The organism is Streptomyces seoulensis (assembly GCF_004328625.1).
GTDB classification, from domain to species: Bacteria; Actinomycetota; Actinomycetes; order Streptomycetales; family Streptomycetaceae; genus Streptomyces; species Streptomyces seoulensis.
The window spans coordinates 2,930,807-2,948,482 of sequence record NZ_CP032229.1 but is presented as its reverse complement, the minus strand read 5'-3'; the positions used below and the strand labels follow the sequence as shown (position 1 = coordinate 2,948,482).

Below are 17,676 nucleotides of genomic sequence, written 5' to 3'. Positions count from 1 at the left end.
AGCCGGGGCCCGCATCCTTCGGGGTGCGGGCCCCGGCTGTACGCATTTCCCGCAGCTTTTTCCGCTGCGCTCCACCGGCTCATTCTTGCAATTACCCGTGCGGCCCAGTGCTGCGGGAATTCCTTGAGGTGTGCCGCATCGAGGAAGGTTCCGCATGAACCGCACACGTACGAACGACCGTCATACCCGCACCGGTAATGGCGGCCCGCGCCGCCGGACCCCGTCGGTCCAGGGGGAGTTCGCGCTTCCCAGGACGACGACTCCCGCACTTCCCGCCGTGGAGGGTTTCGCCGATCTCGACATGCCGGCGGAACTGCTGGCCGCGCTCGGCGCGCAGGGCGTGACCGTGCCGTTCCCGATCCAGGGCGCGACCCTGCCGAACTCCCTCGCGGGCCGGGACGTGTTGGGCCGGGGCCGTACCGGCTCCGGCAAGACCCTCGCCTTCGGGCTCGCCCTGCTGGCCCGTACGGCCGGACGGCGGGCCGAGGCCCGGCAGCCGCTGGGGCTGGTCCTCGTACCGACGCGGGAGCTGGCGCAGCAGGTCACCGACGCGCTCGCGCCGTACGCCCGCGCGGTGCGGCTGCGGCTGGCCACGGTCGTGGGCGGGATGCCGATCGGCCGGCAGGCGAGCGCGCTGCGCGGGGGCGCCGAGGTCGTCGTCGCCACACCGGGACGGCTCAAGGACCTCATCGACCGGGGTGACTGCCGGCTGGACCAGGTCGCGGTCACCGTTCTCGACGAGGCCGACCAGATGGCCGACATGGGGTTCATGCCGCAGGTCACGGCGCTGCTCGACCAGGTGCGCCCGGAGGGTCAGCGCATGCTGTTCTCCGCGACCCTGGACCGCAACGTCGACCTGCTGGTGCGCCGCTACCTCAGCGACCCCGTGGTGCACTCCGTCGACCCTTCGGCCGGCGCGGTCACGACGATGGAGCACCACGTGCTGCACGTCCACGGCGCCGACAAGCACGCGGCCACCACCCAGATCGCCGCCCGCGACGGCCGCGTCATCATGTTCCTCGACACCAAGCACGCCGTCGACCGCCTCACCGAGCACCTGCTGAACAGCGGGGTACGGGCCGCGGCCCTGCACGGCGGGAAGTCGCAGCCGCAGCGCACCCGCACCCTGACGCAGTTCAAGACCGGGCACGTCAACGTGCTGGTGGCGACCAACGTCGCGGCGCGCGGCATCCACGTCGACAACCTCGACCTCGTCGTCAACGTCGATCCGCCGACCGACCACAAGGACTACCTCCACCGGGGCGGCAGGACCGCCCGTGCGGGCGAGTCCGGCAGTGTGGTGACCCTGGTCACCCCGAGCCAGCGCCGGAGCATGACCCGCCTCATGGCGGCGGCCGGCATCGTCCCGCAGACCACCCCGGTCCGCGTCGGTGAGCAGGCCCTGCACCGCATCACCGGTGCTCAGGAGCCCTCCGGCATCCCGGTCGTCATCACCGCGCCGGTGGCCGAACGCCCCAAGAGGCGCGGCGCCCCCGCACGAGGTCGGCGCCGTCCCGTCCCGGCGGCCCGCCGCGCACCCGGCCGGCGGTCCGCCGAAGGTACGGCGGCATAGGACCCTTGAGCTGAACCACGTCCCCGAGGCCGGTCACGTCTTCCCTTCTCCCTGTGAGGCATCATGCGCTGCGTCATCGCCCGTTTTCCGTTCGAGCTGACCAAGAACGGCGTGCTGGAATCGATGAAGGGCGTCAAGCCCGAGCCGGTCACCGCCGAGTCGGTGATCATCGGTCGCCGCCACTACCCGGCCAAGCAGGTCGGCGAGGTCGTCACCCGTCAGGACCGCCGCGATTTCAGCGCCGGTGAGGTGCTGCGGGCCATGGCCCGGCTCGGCTTCACCTGCCGCACGGTTCCCGAGGCGGCCCCCGCCCCCGTCGAGACCCCGCTGGAGCGGGCGTCCGCGATGCTCGGCACCTCGCCGACCGGCTGACCGGAGTACGACGAAAGGGCCCGGCCGGCACACACCGGTCGGGCCCTTCGCGCGTTCCGTGCCGTTCCCGGCGCGGGCCGGGGGTCAGTTGTCGGAGTAGCTGAAGTCGCCCATCGTCCAGGCGGTGACGTCCTCGATCGCGACGCGGTACATCCCGCCCGTCATCGGGATGCCCACGGTGCCCTGGAGGATGCGGGCGACGTGGAAGTGCAGGTGCGTGGGGGTCCCGTCCTGCTTGGCGGGGGCGTCGAAGACGGCGCAGAACTCGCCCAGATGGGTGGAATCCCGCAGCACCTCCGACACCCTGCGCCGCCACATGGCTTCGGGAGCCAGTCGGCCGGTGATGACCGCACCACTGGTGACCACGGTGAGGGACATCTGATTGCTCTGCCCGGACTCCACGAGGGCGGCGATGTCAACGATCAGCTCGTCAGGCTTCGGCATGAGGCCGGATTCTATGCGCCGGACCCGACCGGGCGGCAGGGACCGTCGCACAGGCCACCGGAGGCGCATCGGCGTATCGGGCGGCTGTGCGGACACGGAATGCCGACGCGGTATTAGGGTCGGTGGAGGGTTGCAGCCCCTCCGCGCGTTCCACAGAGAGGTGAGATGACAGCAGACGAGTCGCTGGGCCGTCTCGACGACGACGACTACCCCGCCTACACGATGGGCCGGGCCGCCGAGCTGATCGGCACCACGCCCGGCTTCCTCCGTGCCCTCGGTGAAGCACGACTGATCACGCCACTGCGCTCCGAGGGCGGCCACCGCCGCTACTCCCGCTATCAGCTGCGGATCGCGGCGCGTGCGCGTGAACTCGTGGACCAGGGCACGCCGATCGAGGCCGCCTGCCGGATCATCATCCTTGAGGACCAGCTCGAGGAAGCCCAGCGGATCAACGCCGAGTACCGCCGGGCCGGCGCGTCGCTCGGCCCGGCCGCCGACGCCTGAAGTGAGCGGGCCCGCCCGTTCCGGCGGGCCCTCAGGCGGCGGGCTACTTCAGGTACACGATCCCGTCCGTCGTGACGGCGGGGCGGCCGGTGGTCGCACGGACCACGATCTTCAGGGTGTGCTTGGCGCTCGTCGGCCAGGTCTTGGTCCACAGCGCGTTGCGGTAGGCCGTGGTCGTGGACTTCAGGTCGGCGGTGGTGACCTTGGTGCCGTCGACGTAGATGTCCGCCTGGCCGGAGGTCGCGGCGCGGGAGACCACCCACGCGACCGAGCGCCCGGTGAAGGTCCAGGTCAGCGAGGCGTTCTTGGTGCTGCTGCCGAGGGACCTGCCACCGAGGTAGCCGGACGAGGACTTGGTCGTCCAGGTCCCGGACTTCGCCGCCGAGGTCTCCTGGAGGATCACCGGGGTGCCGGTCACGGAGGCGCTCGCGGAGTTGCCGAGGGTGTCGTACGCCCGCAGTGTCCAGGCCGTCGCCGCACCGGACTTGGCGGTCAGGGCCGCGCTCGTGACCGTCGGGCCGTAGGTCTTGGCGAGCGGGGCGGTGAGGCGGGTCTCCTTCAGGGCGACGTTGTCCGCGGCCTTCCAGCCGAGGGTGAGCGGGACGGCGGCGGTGTCGACCGTGCCGGTCCGCAGGGAGAGGTTCGGCTTGGTGGGGAAGGTGGGCGCGGTGGTGTCGGCGACGACCGTACGCTCGCCGCTGGTCGCCGTACGGCCCGACTGGTGCACCGCCCTGACCTGCACCTTGTGCGTCCCCGCCGTGAGCGTCAGCTTGGCGGAGGTGGCCGAACCCGCGACCGTCGCCGCCGTCTTGCCGTCCACCAGCACCTGGAACGACGAGATCAGCGAGGCCGGGGTGGTGGTGGACCAGTTCACGGTGAGCGGGCCGTTGGTGTACGGGGTCGTGCCGACCGTGCCGGTACCGGTGACGGTGCCGAGGGTGAGGCCGGTGACGGGGCCGGCAGCCAGCGTGCGGACGGTGCCGAGCGCGGCGTAGAAGGCGTCACCGGGGCACACCGTGTTGTACCCGTCGCGGTGGCCGTGGATCGCGGGCAGGGTCATCGTCTCGCCCGGCTCCCAGGTCCGGCCCGCGAGGTTCTGCCCGCTCAGCGCGGTGGTGAGGGTGACCGTCGAGTCCGGCTGCACCCCGTACTGGCCCAGCTTCCACGCGGCCAGCCGCGCCACCGAGGCCATCGCGGCCATCGGGGGCGGGGAGTCCACGTATGTGCCGAGGACCGCGATGCCGGTCGTCTGCGAGTTGAAGCCGTACGCGTGCGCGCCCACGACCGGGAGGTCGACGCCGCCCTTGCGGCCCTCGTAGATCGTCCCGCACTTGTCGACGACGAAGTTGTAGCCGAGGTCCTTCCAGCCGAGCCCGGTCACGTCGTACGTGTAGACCGCGTTGATGATCGAGGGCGCCTCGGCGCAGGTGTAGTCGTTGGTCGAGGCGGTGTGGTGGACCATCACCGCCTTGATCCTGCCGTCGATGTACGTCGGCGCCTCGGGGCTGATGGACTCGTCGGCCTTCCACCCCGAGCGCGGGACGATCGGCGGCCGGGGAGCGGTGGAGGGCGGCGCGGTCGGGACGGTCGCGGAGGCGGAGGGCGAGGCGGAGTCCGAGGGCGATGCCGTCTCGCCGGGCCCGGTGCTCGCGGTGCTCTCGGACGCCGAGGGCGACTCGGCGGGCGGCTCCGTCGACTGCTCCGTCGACTGCTCCGGCGAGGACTCCCCGGCCGAGGGCTCGGCGGTGGTCTCCTCCGGCGGCGCGGGCTCGGTGGTGGTGACGTCGGTCGGTTCGGGTGTCCCGGGGTCGGCGGGCTCGCCGGTGTCGTCGGGGCCGTCCACGACGTACGCGGCGGGCTCGGCCTCGTCGCCGGTGCGCTTCCCGCCCGCCGTGATCATGTCGAGCCGGAGCCCGGCGGGCAGCTTCGCGGCGGCCTTGCCGTCGACCCGCGCCTCGATGCCGTCCGACAGCCCGACCCACGCGGGCTCGGTGCCGCCGCGCGCGGCGTGCGTCTCGCCCGCGCCCCGGTCGCTGTCCAGCAGCAGCCAGTCGGACCACGTGCCGGACCCCACGGCCCGCGAGCGCACCTCGACCTTGCCGGCCAGCTTGGCGGAAGGCTTCTCCCAGCTGACCCCGAGCATGCTGAACGGCTTGGTGTCCCGCCGGGCGAGTGTCGCGCCCGTCCCGTCGGCCCGGACGGCCAGCGCGGCCGAGCGCACCCCGTCCCGTACCGGAGCGGCGGCGGCCTTCCCGTCGTGCCCGGAGTCCCCGCCGCTCACCCCCTGCACGACCAGCGTCCCGCACACGGCCGCCGCGACGACCGCGCCCGTCCCCCACCAACGTGCTCTCATACCGGTTCTGATGCCTTTCGCTACGGTGTCTGGCCGCCGGAGCCTTCACGACTCCCCCCTCCCCAGGGGGATTTGGTGAAGGAGATGACCAAAGGGATGACCGTAGCTGATGAGGTCATGCCATCCGTTGCCTTATACAGTTTTTTCCTGGTCCATACCTGACCGTGGGTTTCAGCGCCGCAGCGCACGCGCCAGCCGGCCGAGCAGCACCGCGTTGCAGAGGCCGGCCAGGGCGGTGCCGGCGGTGAAGACCACCAGGCTCAGCGAGCCGTCCCCCAGGGGCCCGGACACCGCGATGGCGACGAGGCTGAGCGGTGCCGTGGCCATGAGCGGCCAGATCCCGGCGAAACCGGGGTCGGGGGACAGGCACACGGCCCAGAGGAAGAACCCGATCGCCGCCGCGACCACGGCGAGGTAGCCGCGCGACAGCCAGTTGTCCACGGCCGGTGCCAGCAGCCCCCGCACCCGCTGCCGGGGAGGCGTGCCGGCGGATCTGGAGGCGAGGGCGCCGAGCACGGCCGCGTTCCCGAGGGCGCCCAGCAGGAGCAGCCCCACCCAGAACCCGGTGGCCAGCACCTCCACCACCAGGCTGCCCTCGGTGCCGGGACCGGGCCGCGCGCCGGGGATGAGTAGCCGTACTCATCCCTGCCTGGGCAAGGTGCACACCGGTACGGAGTACAAAGGGGTGCACGCCCCCAGAAGCCCAGAGCCCGCAGCCCAGAGCCCGCAGCCCAGAGTCCCCAGCCCAGAGTCCCCAGCCCAGAGTCCGGAGAGCGCGTCGATGCCCTACCCCCATGTCCTGCTGTCCGCCGCCGTCTCGCTCGACGGATACCTGGACGACACCGGCCCCGAGCGGCTGCTGCTCTCCAGCCCCGCCGACTTCGACCGGGTGGACGAGGTACGGGCCTCGGTGGACGCGATCCTCGTCGGCGCCGGGACCATCCGCGCCGACAACCCCCGGCTGCTGGTCAACTCCGCCGGGCGGCGGGCCGCGCGGGTGGCGGAGGGACGGGCGGAGTACCCGCTGAAGGTGACCGTCTCCGGCTCCGGCGATCTCGACCCGGCCGCCAACTTCTGGCACACCGGCGGCGAGAAGCTCGTGTACACGACCGACGCGGGCGCCGAGCGGGCCACGGCCCTCCTCGGGGACACCGCCGACGTGGTCCCGCTCGGCCCGGTCCTCGACTGGCGGGCGCTGCTCGCGCATCTGCACGACGGGCGCGGGGTACGCCGGCTCATGGTCGAGGGCGGCGGCACCGTGCACACCCAGCTCCTCCAGCAGGGCCTGGCCGACGAACTCCAGCTGGTCCTCGCCCCGCTCCTCGTCGGCGACCCGGCCGCCCCCCGCCTCTTCGGCCCCGGCGCCTACCAGGGCGGCCGGCTGCGGCTGACCGGCTCCCGCCGGATCGAGGACGTCGTCCTGATGCGGTACGAGCCCACCGCCCCCGGCACCGGCCCGCTGGACACCGCCGCCGACCGGCACTGGCTGCGCACCGCCTGTGAGCTGGCCGCGCTCTGCCCGCCCTCGGAGACGGCCTTCAGCGTCGGCGCGGTGGTCGTCGCGGCGGACGGCACCGAGCTGGCGCGCGGCCACTCCCGCGAGGGCGGCGACCCGGTGATGCACGCCGAGGAGGCCGCGCTCACCAAGCTGGACCCGGCCGACCCGCGCCTGCCCGGCGCCACCGTGTACAGCAGCCTGGAGCCCTGCGCCCACCGCGCCTCCCGGCCCGTCCCGTGCGCCGGGCTGATCCTGGCGGCGGGGGTACGCCGGGTGGTCACCGCCTGGCGCGAGCCGGACACCTTCGTCACCGCCGCCGACGGCTCGGGCGTGCTCGCCGCCGGGGGCGTGGAGGTGGTGACGGTGCCCGAGTACGCCGCTCTCGCACAGCTGCCGAACGCTCACCTTCCGCACTGAGGCCCACGTCACGGCTACGTGTGTGCGCCGGACCCCGCGGATGACGTATGCTTGAGACACAACGACGCGGGGTGGAGCAGCTCGGTAGCTCGCTGGGCTCATAACCCAGAGGTCGCAGGTTCAAATCCTGTCCCCGCTACTGAAGACTCAGGGCCGGAATCCAGTAAACGGATTCCGGCCCTGAGTGTTTTGCGACCCGAGTTTTTTTCCGGGGCGGCTGGGGTATTCGAGTCACCAGCAAAACTCCTGTGACTCCTGAAGCGCAGTCAACTCGCCCTGTTCGCGGTGTTCCTGACCGCTTTGCGCCCCGCCGGAACGTCAAACGATCAAGCTGAACGGGCTTGGAATCCGGTGCGCGTGTCTATTAACGTTCGATAACGCAGCGCGGTCGTTACAGCCGTCAGCAGAGACGGCGCCGTGCGCACACGCCGAATTCCGCGAGGAAACCGGGGACCCACCACTTTGGGGTGAATCGCGCCCCGATCCGCCGTGCACCACCCTTGGAGCACGTCGGGTTTACGCGCGTAGGAGACCTTCCTGCTCCGAACCCGTCAGCTAACCCGGTAGGCGGAGGAGGGAAAGGAGTGCGCCCGCGTGGCGTCCAACCGGCCTGCCCCACAAGCCCCGTTCGCGCCGGACGCGAGTGAGCCCTTTGCCTACGGTGCCCCCCGTGCCGACGACGGCCCGTGGGAGGAGTGGAACCCCACCGAGGAGTCCGTCGCCCTGGAGCCCGCCGTACGCGGCCGGCACCGGGTGGCCAAGCAGCGCGGCGGCGGACTCGCCCGCAGCTCCACCGTCCTCGGCGTCGGTGTCATCGCCGCCGTGGGCGCCGGTGGCATGGCGAGCGCCAACACCGGCAAGCCGCCCGTCTCCATCGCGCTGCCCGACCTGCCCTCCGTGGACTCCCTGATCGACGGGCACCACGACACGGCCCCGCCCGCCGCCTCCCTCGCCGGTGTCGCCACCGCCACGGCCGCCGTCGCGAGCGACGACTCCACCGCCGACGCGGGCGAGGCGCTGCGCAGCCGGATCATGGCCCAGGCCGAGCGGCAGCAGAGCAAGGCCGACAGCCGGGCCACCGCGGCCGCCGTCGCCAAGGCCGACCAGCAGGCCGCAGAGGCCGCCGCCAAGGCCGCGAAGGAAGCCTCCGTGAAGGCCGCCGCGGCCAAGGAGAAGGCGGAGGCCGACGCCGAGAAGAAGGCGGAGGCGGCCCGGCTCGCCACGCTGGCCAAGCAGTACACGCTGCCGACCTCCTCGTACACGATCACCTCGACCTTCGGGCAGGCCGGCTCGATGTGGTCCTCCGGGTACCACACCGGGCTCGACTTCGCCGCGCCCACCGGGACACTGATCAAGGCGATCCACAGCGGCACGGTCACCGAGGCGGGCTGGGCCGGGGCGTACGGCTACCGCACGATCCTCACCCTGGACGACGGCACCGAGCTGTGGTTCTGCCACCAGTCCTCGATCAGCGTCAGCGCCGGGCAGAAGGTCTCCACCGGCGAGGTCATCGGCCGCGTCGGCGCCACCGGCAACGTCACCGGGCCGCACCTCCACCTGGAGGTCCACCCCGGCGGGCAGCCCACCGGAATCGACCCCGGCGCGTGGCTGCGGGGCAAGGGGCTCACCCCCTGAGCCGTCCTGCCGGGGCTTGACCGGGTCCTTGCTCCGGAAGCGGAATGGACGGGGTCCGAGTGATCGTTGAGAAGACATGACTGCTTCTCTGCGCAAGCTCGGCTCCTCCTCCATTGAGGTCTTCCCGCTCGCCCTCGGCGGCAACGTCTTCGGCTGGACCGCCGACCGGGACACGTCCTTCGCCGTCCTCGACGCGTACCGTTTTGCGGGCGGCAACTTCATCGACACCGCGGACTCCTACTCGGCCTGGGTCGAGGGCAACCAGGGCGGGGAGTCCGAGACGATCCTCGGTGAGTGGGTGCGGGCGCGGGGGGTCCGCGACCAGGTCGTCATCGCCACCAAGGTCAGCCAGCATCCCGACTTCAAGGGCCTCGGGGCCGCGAACATCAAGGCCGCCGCCGACGCCTCCCTGCGCCGTCTCGGTACCGATCACATCGACCTCTACTACACCCACTTCGACCAGCCCGAGGTGCCCGTCGAGGAGATCATCGGGGCGCTGGACGAGCTGGTGCGGGCGGGGAAGGTGCGGTACATCGGCGCGTCCAACATCAGTGCCGAGCGGCTGAAGGAGTCGCTGGAGTTCTCCGAGCGGGCGGGGCTGGCGCGGTACGTGGCGCTCCAGCCGCACTACAACCTCGTCTCGCGCGACACCTACGAGGGGCCGTTGCAGGATGTGGCCGCTCGGGAGGGGCTGTCGGCCGTGCCGTACTTCGCGCTGGCGTCCGGGTTCCTGACCGGGAAGTACCGGGCGGGAGTGAAGGTGGAGAGTGCGCGGGCCGGGTCCGTGGCGAAGCATCTTGATTCCGAGCGGGGTCAGAAGGTGCTGGCCGCGCTGGACGAGGTGGCCTCGGCTCATGACACCGCCGTGGCCACGGTCGCGCTGGCGTGGCTCGCTGCTCAGCCGACTGTCGCCGCACCGATTGCTTCCGCGCGGACTGTGGATCAGCTTCCGGCGCTGGTGGATGTGGCGGAGCTGCGGCTGACGGGGGCGGAGCTGGAGTTGCTGACGGAGGCCTCCGCCTGAGAGTCCGCGGCTGCGGGTTCGTGTGGCTGGTCGCGCAGTCCCCCGCGCCCCTTTGGGTTGGCGCTCGCCCCCGGTGCCCCTATGTGCGGTACGGGTTGTAGCCCGCGTACGGGGGTGCCGGGTGGCCGTAGCGTTGCCAGTAGGTCACCGGGGCCGGGGGTGGGGACGTTGCGTGGGCCGCGTATTCCAGGGCCGGGCGGGAGGCGGCCCTGGTCTGCCAGAGGGCCGTGAGGAGTTCGTGCTCGCGGGCGGAGAAGTCCGGGCCGACGCGGCCGGCGCGGGCGCGGTGGCGGAGGAGGGCCAGTTCCGTGGCGGTGGTCTCGTAGTGGACCACCGCGCGGGCGGCCGGGCGGCCGCCGAGGAAGCGGCGGGCGTGGTCGCGGGCCAGGCGGCGGGCGCGCAGTGAGCCGAGGGCGAAGGGTTCGGCGGGGGCCAGCCAGCCGGCGTAGACGTAGACGGGGAGTTCCTCGCGGGCCACGCGGAGTTCGCGCTGCCGGGCGCGGATCAGCAGCCAGGCCAGCAAGCCGAACGCCGGGGCCATGAAGCCGCCGTAGACGACGAGGAAGCCGAACTGGCCGAAGGCGGCCGAGCCGTTCCACAGGGCGTGCATGCCCATGGCGAGCAGCAGGCCGCCCAGCGGGAGGAGCACCCGCAGTACCGGGCGCCGGCGCCTGCGGGGCAGGGCGGCCAGGCCGAAGCCGATGCCGGTGAACACGGTGAACAGGGGATGCGCGAAGGGCGACATCACCCCGCGCACGAAGAACGTCGCGGCGGTCACCGAGACGATGCCCGAGGTGCCGATGGACTGGTCGGTGCCGAAGGCGTTGCCCAGGTAGAGGATGTTCTCGGTGAACGCGAACCCCGTCGCGGTCACCCCGGCTATCGCCGCGCCCCCGACCGGCCCGGTGAAGTCCCGTCTGCGGAAGACGAACACCAGCAGGACGGCGGCGGCCTTCGCTGACTCCTCCACCACCGGCGCGATCACCGTCGCGCCGAGCGTGTCCGCGCCGGAGGGGTCGGCGGTCGCGGTGGCGATCCAGTGGGTGGCGAAGCTGTTGGCGACGATGGCGATCAGCGCCGCCGCGCAGGCACCCCAGGCGAACGCGAACAGCAGGTTCCGCCAGGGTCCGGGCCGTACTCGGTCCAGCCAGCGGAACGCGGCTATCAGCCAGGGCACCGGCACCACGGCCAGCCCCAGCCCGACGAGGAACCCCTCCGTGCCGGTCTGCCGCCGCACCAGCGCCAGGATCACCAGCCCGGACAGCGCCAGCAGCCCGGCCAGCGCCCCGTGCCGCACCCACTCCCGCCGCCACCAGACCGGCCGGGGGCCGTCGGTGTGGGGCGGGTACGACGGAGAACTGATGGCCACGACATCGACCTTAACGGTCAGTGGACCGTACGGCCTGGGGCTTTACGGCCCGGTGGGCTACGGGTTGGTGTCCGGTACGCGGCGGAAGAGCAGGTCGTTCACCACGTGGCCCTTGTCCAGGCCCTGGCCCTCGAAGCGGGTCAGCGGGCGGAACGCGGGGCGCGGGGCGTAGCCGCTCCCGGGGCTGGTGTTCTCGAAGGCGGGGTGCGCGTCCAGCACCTCCAGCATCTGCTCGGCGTACGGCTCCCAGTCCGTCGCGCAGTGCACGGTCGCGCCGGGCGCCAGCCGGGTCGCGGCGAGGGTGAGGAACTCGGGCTGGATCAGCCGCCGCTTGTGGTGCCGCTTCTTCGGCCAGGGGTCGGGGAAGTAGACGCGGAGCCCGTCGAGGGAGTCGGGGGTGAGCATCTCGCGCAGCAGGATGATCGCGTCGCCGTTGCCGACCCGGATGTTGGTCAGGCCGCCCTGCTCGGCGAGGTTGAGCAGGTTGCCCTGGCCGGGGGTGTGCACGTCGACGGCGAGGATGTTGGTGTCCGGGTCGGCCGCCGCCATCTGCGCGGTGGCCTCGCCCATGCCGAAGCCGATCTCCAGGACGACGGGGTTCGGGTTTCCGAACAGCTCCGCGAGGTCGATGACCCGCTGTCCGTCGATGTCCAGCCCCCACTGCGGCCACAGCCGCTCAAGCGCGTCGGCCTGCCCGGTGGTGACCCGGCTGCGCCGGGGCTGGAAGCTGCGGATGCGCCGCTCGAAGTGCGATCCGGCGGGGTCGGGCCGCGGCCCGTCCGGGAACCGGGGCTCGCCCTTGCTCCGCGAGGTGCGCGCGGACGGCCCGGCCTCGGCGGGCCGGATGGCTTCGGGGGTGTTCACGGAGTCAGACACAGTGCCTCCGATTTTAGGCGCTCCCCAGCCCCGCTCTCACAGGGCCCGCAGCATCTCCAGTGTCCGCCGGCCGACCTCGCGGCCGATCGGCAGAGAAGCCGTCGCCGCCGGGGACGGGGCGTTGAGGACATGCACCGCGCGGGCGCCCTCGCGGATGAGGAAGTCGTCGACCAGGGTGCCGTCGCGGGTGACCGCCTGGGCGCGGACGCCGGCCGGGGCGCGGACCAGATCCCGCTCCTCCACACCGGGCACCATACGGCGGACCGCGTCCAGGAAGGCGGGCTTGGACAGCGAGCGGCGCAGCTCGCCCGCGCCGTAGCGCCAGTGCTTGCGGGCCAGGGCCCAGGCGCCGGGCCAGGTGGCCGTGGAGGCCAGCTCGCGCGGGCGGACCACGCCCCAGCCGTACCCCTCGCGGGCGAGCGCCGGGACGGCGTTGGGGCCGACGTGGACCCCGCCGTCGAGGCCCTTGGTCAGGTGGACGCCGAGGAAGGGGAACGCCGGGTCGGGCACCGGGTAGACCAGTCCGCGCACCAGCTCGGGTCGGGCCAGCTCGTAGTACTCGCCCCGGAACGGCACGATCCGCACCCCCGGCTCGTCCCCGGTGAGGCGGGCCAGCTCGTCGCAGTACAGGCCCGCGCAGTTGACCAGGACGCGGGCGCGGACCACCTGGCCGGCCGAGGTCAGCACCGCCACGCCCCGGTCGGGGCGCCGGTCCACCCGGACGACCCGGGAGCCGTACCGGATCTCGGCGCCGGAGGCGCGGGCCAGCTGCCGGGCGACGGCGGTGAAGTCGCAGACGCCGGTCGTGCCGACGTGGATCGCGGCCAGGCCGCGCACCTCGGGCTCGTATTCGGCGATCTGGGCGGCGCCCAGCTCGCGGACCGGGATGCCGTTCTCCCGGCCGCGCTGCACCAGGGCGTGCAGCCGGGGCAGCTCGGCGCGGTCGGTGGCGACGATCAGCTTGCCGGTGACGGAGTGGTCGATGCCGTACTCCGCGCAGAACTTGATCATCTCGGCGGCGCCGCGCACCGCGTACCGCGCCTTGAGCGAGCCCGGCCGGTAGTAGATGCCGCTGTGCACGACCCCGCTGTTGCGGCCCGTCTGGTGGCGGGCCGGTCCCGGCTCCTTCTCCAGCACGGTGACCCGCGTGCCGGGCGCGGCGCGCGTCAGGGCGTACGCCGTCGACAGCCCGACGATGCCGCCACCGACCACCAGCACATCGCAGTCGTACGCGTCCGCCCGCACTTGCACCACCTCCCGGCCTCGATAGTGCACTGCGCCACTGACAACGCCTTCAAACCGCGCCACAGCAGGCTTGTGCCACTAGGCAGGAGCCATCAGCAGCGGGCGGGCCCGTTCGCGGAGTTCCACCACGCGGGGTTCGTCGCCGTAGGGCTCCAGGCGGTGCAGGAGGTCCTTGACGTACTCGGTGGTGCGGGCGGAGGAGATGCGGCCGGCCACCTCGACCGCGCGTACGCCCTGCTCGCAGGCGGCGTCCAGGTTGCCCGACTCCAGTTCGGCCACGGCGGAGACCACCAGGCGCAGCCCGTGCGAGCGGACGAACTCCTCGGTCGGCTGGGACAGCGCCTGCTCGGTGAAGCGGCGCACCTGCCGGGGTGCCTTGAGATCGCGGTAGCACTCGGCGGCGTCGGCGGCGAAGCGGTCGTACCCGTAGAAGCCGAGCCACGTCGGGTCGCTGTCGCCCTCGCGGGACCGCTCCAGCCAGCCCTCGGACGACTTCAGGGCGGCCCCGGCCGCGTGCGCGTCGCCCGCGCGCGCGTGGGCCCGCGCCTCGACCAGCCGGAAGAAGCTCATCGTGCGCGCGGTGGCCAGCCCCCGGTTGCGCTCAAGAGCGGCCTGGGCGAGGTCCACGCCCTCGTCGCCGAAGCCCCGGTAGGTCGCCTGGAGGGACATGGAGGCGAGCACGTACCCGCCGAGGGGTACGTCGGCCGCCGCGCGGGCCAGCCGGAGCGCCTGGATGTAGTACCGCTGGGCCGCCTCCTGCTGGCCGGTGTCGAAGGCCATCCACCCCGCCAGCCGGGTCAGTTCGGCACCCGCGCCGAACAGCGCGCGGCCCACCTCGTCGGAGTAGGAGCCGAGCAGCAGCGGGGCCGCCTCCACCCGGAGGCACTCCGGCACCATCGAGGAACGCCAGTCGCCGCCGCCGTACTTGGAGTCCCAGCGCCGGGCGTCCTCGGCGGCCTCCCGGAGCTTCTGCACATCGCTGTGGCCGACTTTGATCGGTGCGGAGGCGCCGCCCTCGGGGTGCGCCTCCCGCTCGACCGAGCTGTCGGCGGGGGTTATCAGCCATCGGGAAGCGGGCGTCGCGTAGGCGCTCACGGCGAACGACCCGGCCAGCGACTGCCAGATCCCGCCCGACCCGGCACGGCGTCCTGCCAGGTCCAGGCGGTACAGGTCGGTCGCCGAGCGCACCGCCTGCCCCACGTCGCGCGGGAAGGCGAGGCCCACCTCGGGCGCGGGGTCGGCGTCGGCGAGGCCGATCTCGTGCAGCGGCACCGGCCGGCCGAGCTTCTGCCCGATCGCGGCCGCGATCAGATGCGGCGCCGCACCCTGCGGCACCATGCCCTTCGACACCCAGCGCGCGACCGAGGTCTTGTCGTACCGGAGTGTCAGACCCCGTTGCGCGCCCAGGTCGTTGACCCGGCGCGCGAGGCCCGCGTTGCTGATTCCCGCGAGGGCGAGAACGGTGCCGAGTTTCTCGTTCGGCCCGCGTTGCTCCCTGGACATGCGCCACCCCTCGACACAGACGGCTGCCCCGCTGGCATAACCACGCGGCATTCGTAAACACAGCGTAGTTCGCCGCATCCCAAGCGTTAAGGGGCATTGTTCCGGATGGCGTGATTGCGGTCCGTACGGGAGTACGGCCCTGTACGCACCGTGCACGGACCGTCGCGGCGTGCCCCGGCGCGTGTGGCCGTGCGCCTGTCCGTGCGCTCTGGTCCGGCCACCGGGGGAGCGGTTCCATGGCGGTGCGTGGGTCGGCCCGCTGTACTTGCGTCCAGTGGGCTGGGGGACGCCGCCGCCTACATCCCCGCGGGCGGTGGACCGGTCCGGGAGGCGACGCCCGCCTCCCGGGCCGTGCGCGCTCGCCGGGCCGCCGTGCGCTCCGCAGGGCCTGTACGGAGCGTGCTCAAATCCCGTGCCCTGTCGCCAACTTGGCCGAAAACAGCCGTCGTTCTCCCGCCTGCATTTGCGTTCCCACCACGGCACTTGAGGGCGCGAAAGGCGTTCCGGGGGAGTGAACCGGGGCGCATTCGCATCGCTCCCCCCACGCCCTTCACTCGCCAACCCGTGCAGGCCGGACCCGAGTTCATCCTGCCCGCCGCGCCCCGCCGTGTCCCGGCCGCGCGCCGGGCCCCACCGTGTTTCCTGGTGATTTCCCTCGATCGAAGGCGGCGCCACCACCCTTCCCCGGCGCGTTCTTCATGGCAGCATGGGGTCCGGTTCGTGCGGTGCTCTGGTGGTCCACAGCCTGTGGAGGCGTCGATGCGGTGGTTGGTGGGTTGGAGCAGCACCGCCGCGCGCGCTCTCGGCGCCGAGACCGCGGGAGCCACCGGGTACGAGGGAGAGACCCTGCGCCCCGTCGGCTCCCATCTGCTGTGGGGCGACCCCGACCCGCTGTGGGCGGTGGGCGACTGGCGCCCCGACGAGGTCCGCGTGGTGCACGCCGACGCCCAGAACCGCATCGCCGTCCTCGGCATCTGCGGCGCCTCCGACGAGGAGCTGCGGCGCGGTCTGTTCACCGCGCGCGGTGGCGCCCTGCGCCATCTCACCGCCTGGCCGGGCAGCTACACCGCCGTCGTCCAGGCGGGCCGGCGCATCACCGTCTGCGGCGACCTCGCGGGCGCCCGCCCGGTGTTCCACGCTCCCTGGGAGGGCGGCACCGCCTACGCCACCGCGGCCCTCCCGCTCGCCGACCTCACCGAGGCGAACCTCGACTTCGGCCACCTCGCCGCCCTCCTCGCCGCCCCGGAGGTACCGGCCGCCCTGCGCGACACCACCCCCTACGAGGGCGTCCGCCGCGTCGCGCCCGGCCACGCGCTGGTGCTGCGCGCCGGAGCGCGCGAGATCGTCGGCTACGAGCCGGTCGCCTCCCTCGCCGTCGCCGCGCCTCCCGCCGACCCCGACCGCGCGGTGGACGCCGTACGCGACGCCCTGGTGGAAGCCGTACGGGTCCGCCTCGCCGCTCCCCGGCACGTCCCCGGACTCGACCCCGGCCCGGTGCCCGGCATGGGCCCGGCCGAACGGCGGGCGGCCCGCGGCATGCCGGTGCCCGGCATCGGCGCCGACCTCTCCGGCGGCCCTGCCTCCGGCACCCTGGCCCTGCTCGCCGCCGGGCTCCCCGGCCGGCCCGGCACCCTCCTCGGCCACGGCACCGGCGCGGGCGAGCGCCTCCTCGCCGTCACCTTCAACGACCTGGCCGTCGGCGGCCGCGAGGCCGAACTCGAACGGGCCGGAGCCCTCGCCGCCAACCCCCGCCTGCACCACGTGGTGGTCACCGGCGCCGAGGACACCCTCCCCTACGCCGACCTCGACGGCCCCCTCACCGACGAGCCCGGCCCCTCCCTGGTCACCGCCGCCCGGCACCGCGCCCGGCTCGCGGCGGGCAGCGCCGACCACTTCACCGGCCACGGCGCCCGCCAGGTGCTCGACGCCCACCCGGCCCGCCTGGCCGACCTGCTGCTGGACCGCCAGCGGCGCCATCTGGTCCGCCCGGTCGCCGCCCTCACCCGTGCCGACGGCTCGGTCCTCGTCCCCGCCCGGGTGTACGGCGCCGCCCGGCGGCTGTCCCGCACCCCGTACCGCACCGGTCTGGAGGCGCTGGCCGAGCGGCTGATGCGGCGCCGGTTCGACGAGCCCAAGGGGCCGGTCGGTGCCTCGCTCGCCGCGCTGACCTGGGCGAGACCCGGTCCGGCCGCCAGGTGGCTCACCGGGGAAGCACTGGCCGAAGTATCGGTTCTCCTGCAGACCGGCGCCGACCGGGCGGCCGGCGGCCCCGGCCAGAGACCCGGCGAGTTCCGCGCCCGTACCGTCCTCGCCCGGCACGCGGCCGATCTCCGCGTCCTCGAACAGGCCGCCGAGGTCCGCTCGCAGCGGCTGCACGCGCCCTTCCTCGACAACCAGGTCGTCCGCGCCTGCCGCGACCTCCCCGAAGCCCTGCGGGTCAAGCCCGGCGCCCGCGCCGCCGTACTGCGCACGGTGCTGGAGGGCGCCGGGGTCACCGACCTGCCGCCCGGCTGGGGCACCCCGTCCCACGCGTCCTCGGCCGCCGCCGCCCGCACCGGCCTGCGGCTGGCCGCCGACTCCCTGGTCGACCTCTTCGACACCCCGCTGCTCGCGGACGCCGGGCTGGTCGAGGCCCGCGTGGTCCGCAAGGCGGTCCGGGAGGCCGCCGCCGGCGAACCCCTCCCGCTGGACGGCCTCGCCGACCTCGTCTCCCTGGAACTCTGGCTCGGCCGGCTCCTGTCCCGCCGCGGCACCTGCTGGACCGGCACCCCGGCCCGCGCCCGCGCCGTCCCGGCCGGCATCGCCCCACAGCGGGGCGCCCTGCGAGCCGGAGCCCGCCCAAGCTGAGGGGGTGTCTCGCCCG

14 protein-coding genes, 1 tRNA gene and 1 riboswitch are annotated in these 17,676 nt (G+C 73.4%); of the genes, 8 read left to right on the top strand and 7 right to left on the bottom strand.

The window, feature by feature from the left end; genetic code table 11:
* Positions 1 to 154: 154 nt before the first annotated feature.
* A complete protein-coding gene (locus tag D0Z67_RS13720; RefSeq protein ID WP_031179214.1) occupies positions 155 to 1,573 on the top strand; it encodes a DEAD/DEAH box helicase in 1,419 nt (472 codons plus the stop codon).
* A gap of 63 nt (positions 1,574 to 1,636) precedes the next feature.
* Complete coding sequence (locus D0Z67_RS13715) at positions 1,637 to 1,945, top strand: SCO5918 family protein (RefSeq protein WP_031179215.1); 309 nt, start codon at positions 1,637 to 1,639, stop codon at positions 1,943 to 1,945.
* 84 nt (positions 1,946 to 2,029) lie between these two features.
* On the opposite strand, the gene D0Z67_RS13710 is transcribed toward D0Z67_RS13715, so the two are convergent.
* Positions 2,030 to 2,389, bottom strand: coding sequence for a hypothetical protein (locus D0Z67_RS13710; protein WP_031179216.1), 360 nt, complete (start codon positions 2,387 to 2,389; stop codon positions 2,030 to 2,032).
* A 165-nt stretch (positions 2,390 to 2,554) separates the two neighbouring features.
* Here D0Z67_RS13710 and D0Z67_RS13705 point away from each other — a divergent pair, with 165 nt between their 5' ends.
* Entirely contained in the window at positions 2,555 to 2,893 is a 339-nt protein-coding gene (locus tag D0Z67_RS13705) for a MerR family transcriptional regulator (protein WP_031179217.1), read from the top strand.
* 43 nt (positions 2,894 to 2,936) lie between these two features.
* Here D0Z67_RS13705 and D0Z67_RS13700 read toward each other — a convergent pair whose 3' ends face one another.
* Both D0Z67_RS13700 and D0Z67_RS13695 read right to left on the bottom strand, forming a co-directional pair.
* On the bottom strand, positions 2,937 to 5,246 hold the full coding sequence (locus D0Z67_RS13700) for an N-acetylmuramoyl-L-alanine amidase (RefSeq protein ID WP_031179218.1): 2,310 nt from the start codon (positions 5,244 to 5,246) through the stop codon (positions 2,937 to 2,939).
* Between the two features lie 171 nt (positions 5,247 to 5,417).
* A complete protein-coding gene (locus D0Z67_RS13695; protein WP_037774213.1) occupies positions 5,418 to 5,831 on the bottom strand; it encodes an SCO4225 family membrane protein in 414 nt (137 codons plus the stop codon).
* Positions 5,832 to 6,027: 196 nt separating this feature from the next.
* On the opposite strand from D0Z67_RS13695, the gene D0Z67_RS13690 reads away from it, so the two are divergent.
* The 4 genes from D0Z67_RS13690 (at position 6,028) to D0Z67_RS13675 (ending at position 9,820) form a co-directional block, all read left to right on the top strand.
* Positions 6,028 to 7,161 carry a dihydrofolate reductase family protein gene (locus tag D0Z67_RS13690; RefSeq protein ID WP_031179220.1) on the top strand — a complete coding sequence of 378 codons (1,134 nt, stop codon included), beginning with the start codon at positions 6,028 to 6,030 and terminating at the stop codon, positions 7,159 to 7,161.
* A 65-nt stretch (positions 7,162 to 7,226) separates the two neighbouring features.
* A tRNA-Met gene (locus D0Z67_RS13685) sits at positions 7,227 to 7,300 on the top strand.
* A 277-nt stretch (positions 7,301 to 7,577) separates the two neighbouring features.
* Positions 7,578 to 7,746, top strand: a riboswitch (cyclic di-AMP (ydaO/yuaA leader).
* A gap of 9 nt (positions 7,747 to 7,755) precedes the next feature.
* Complete coding sequence (locus D0Z67_RS13680) at positions 7,756 to 8,796, top strand: M23 family metallopeptidase (RefSeq protein ID WP_031179221.1); 1,041 nt, start codon at positions 7,756 to 7,758, stop codon at positions 8,794 to 8,796.
* Between the two features lie 76 nt (positions 8,797 to 8,872).
* Positions 8,873 to 9,820, top strand: coding sequence for an aldo/keto reductase (locus D0Z67_RS13675; protein WP_031179222.1), 948 nt, complete (start codon positions 8,873 to 8,875; stop codon positions 9,818 to 9,820).
* A 79-nt stretch (positions 9,821 to 9,899) separates the two neighbouring features.
* On the opposite strand, the gene D0Z67_RS13670 is transcribed toward D0Z67_RS13675, so the two are convergent.
* From D0Z67_RS13670 to D0Z67_RS13655, 4 genes are all read right to left on the bottom strand, one after another.
* The gene (locus D0Z67_RS13670) at positions 9,900 to 11,189 is read right to left on the bottom strand and encodes a PrsW family intramembrane metalloprotease (protein ID WP_234312579.1); all 1,290 of its coding nucleotides are present in this window, start codon (positions 11,187 to 11,189) and stop codon (positions 9,900 to 9,902) included.
* Between the two features lie 57 nt (positions 11,190 to 11,246).
* The gene (trmB, locus tag D0Z67_RS13665; RefSeq protein WP_031179224.1) at positions 11,247 to 12,065 is read right to left on the bottom strand and encodes a tRNA (guanosine(46)-N7)-methyltransferase TrmB; all 819 of its coding nucleotides are present in this window, start codon (positions 12,063 to 12,065) and stop codon (positions 11,247 to 11,249) included.
* A 36-nt stretch (positions 12,066 to 12,101) separates the two neighbouring features.
* Positions 12,102 to 13,319 carry an L-2-hydroxyglutarate oxidase gene (gene lhgO / locus D0Z67_RS13660; protein WP_031179225.1) on the bottom strand — a complete coding sequence of 406 codons (1,218 nt, stop codon included), beginning with the start codon at positions 13,317 to 13,319 and terminating at the stop codon, positions 12,102 to 12,104.
* 69 nt (positions 13,320 to 13,388) lie between these two features.
* Positions 13,389 to 14,813: an NsdA family TPR-like regulatory protein gene (locus tag D0Z67_RS13655; protein WP_031179226.1), complete on the bottom strand. Its 1,425-nt coding sequence runs from the start codon at positions 14,811 to 14,813 to the stop codon at positions 13,389 to 13,391.
* A 759-nt stretch (positions 14,814 to 15,572) separates the two neighbouring features.
* On the opposite strand from D0Z67_RS13655, the gene D0Z67_RS13650 reads away from it, so the two are divergent.
* Positions 15,573 to 17,660, top strand: a complete 2,088-nt coding sequence (locus D0Z67_RS13650; protein ID WP_031179227.1) for an asparagine synthase-related protein — start codon at positions 15,573 to 15,575, stop codon at positions 17,658 to 17,660.
* Positions 17,661 to 17,676: the final 16 nt, after the last annotated feature.

Bases quoted from the DNA above. Each gene is read 5' to 3' on its own strand.
- D0Z67_RS13675 (WP_031179222.1), top strand. From the start codon at position 8,873: ATGACTGCTTCTCTGCGCAAGCTCGGCTCCTCCTCCATTGAGGTCTTC.
- D0Z67_RS13715 (WP_031179215.1), top strand. From the start codon at position 1,637: ATGCGCTGCGTCATCGCCCGTTTTCCGTTCGAGCTGACCAAGAACGGC.
- D0Z67_RS13690 (WP_031179220.1), top strand. From the start codon at position 6,028: ATGCCCTACCCCCATGTCCTGCTGTCCGCCGCCGTCTCGCTCGACGGA.
- D0Z67_RS13650 (WP_031179227.1), top strand. From the start codon at position 15,573: ATGCGGTGGTTGGTGGGTTGGAGCAGCACCGCCGCGCGCGCTCTCGGC.
- D0Z67_RS13655 (WP_031179226.1), bottom strand. From the start codon at position 14,813: ATGTCCAGGGAGCAACGCGGGCCGAACGAGAAACTCGGCACCGTTCTC.
- D0Z67_RS13700 (WP_031179218.1), bottom strand. From the start codon at position 5,246: ATGAGAGCACGTTGGTGGGGGACGGGCGCGGTCGTCGCGGCGGCCGTG.
- D0Z67_RS13720 (WP_031179214.1), top strand. From the start codon at position 155: ATGAACCGCACACGTACGAACGACCGTCATACCCGCACCGGTAATGGC.
- D0Z67_RS13710 (WP_031179216.1), bottom strand. From the start codon at position 2,389: ATGCCGAAGCCTGACGAGCTGATCGTTGACATCGCCGCCCTCGTGGAG.
- D0Z67_RS13705 (WP_031179217.1), top strand. From the start codon at position 2,555: ATGACAGCAGACGAGTCGCTGGGCCGTCTCGACGACGACGACTACCCC.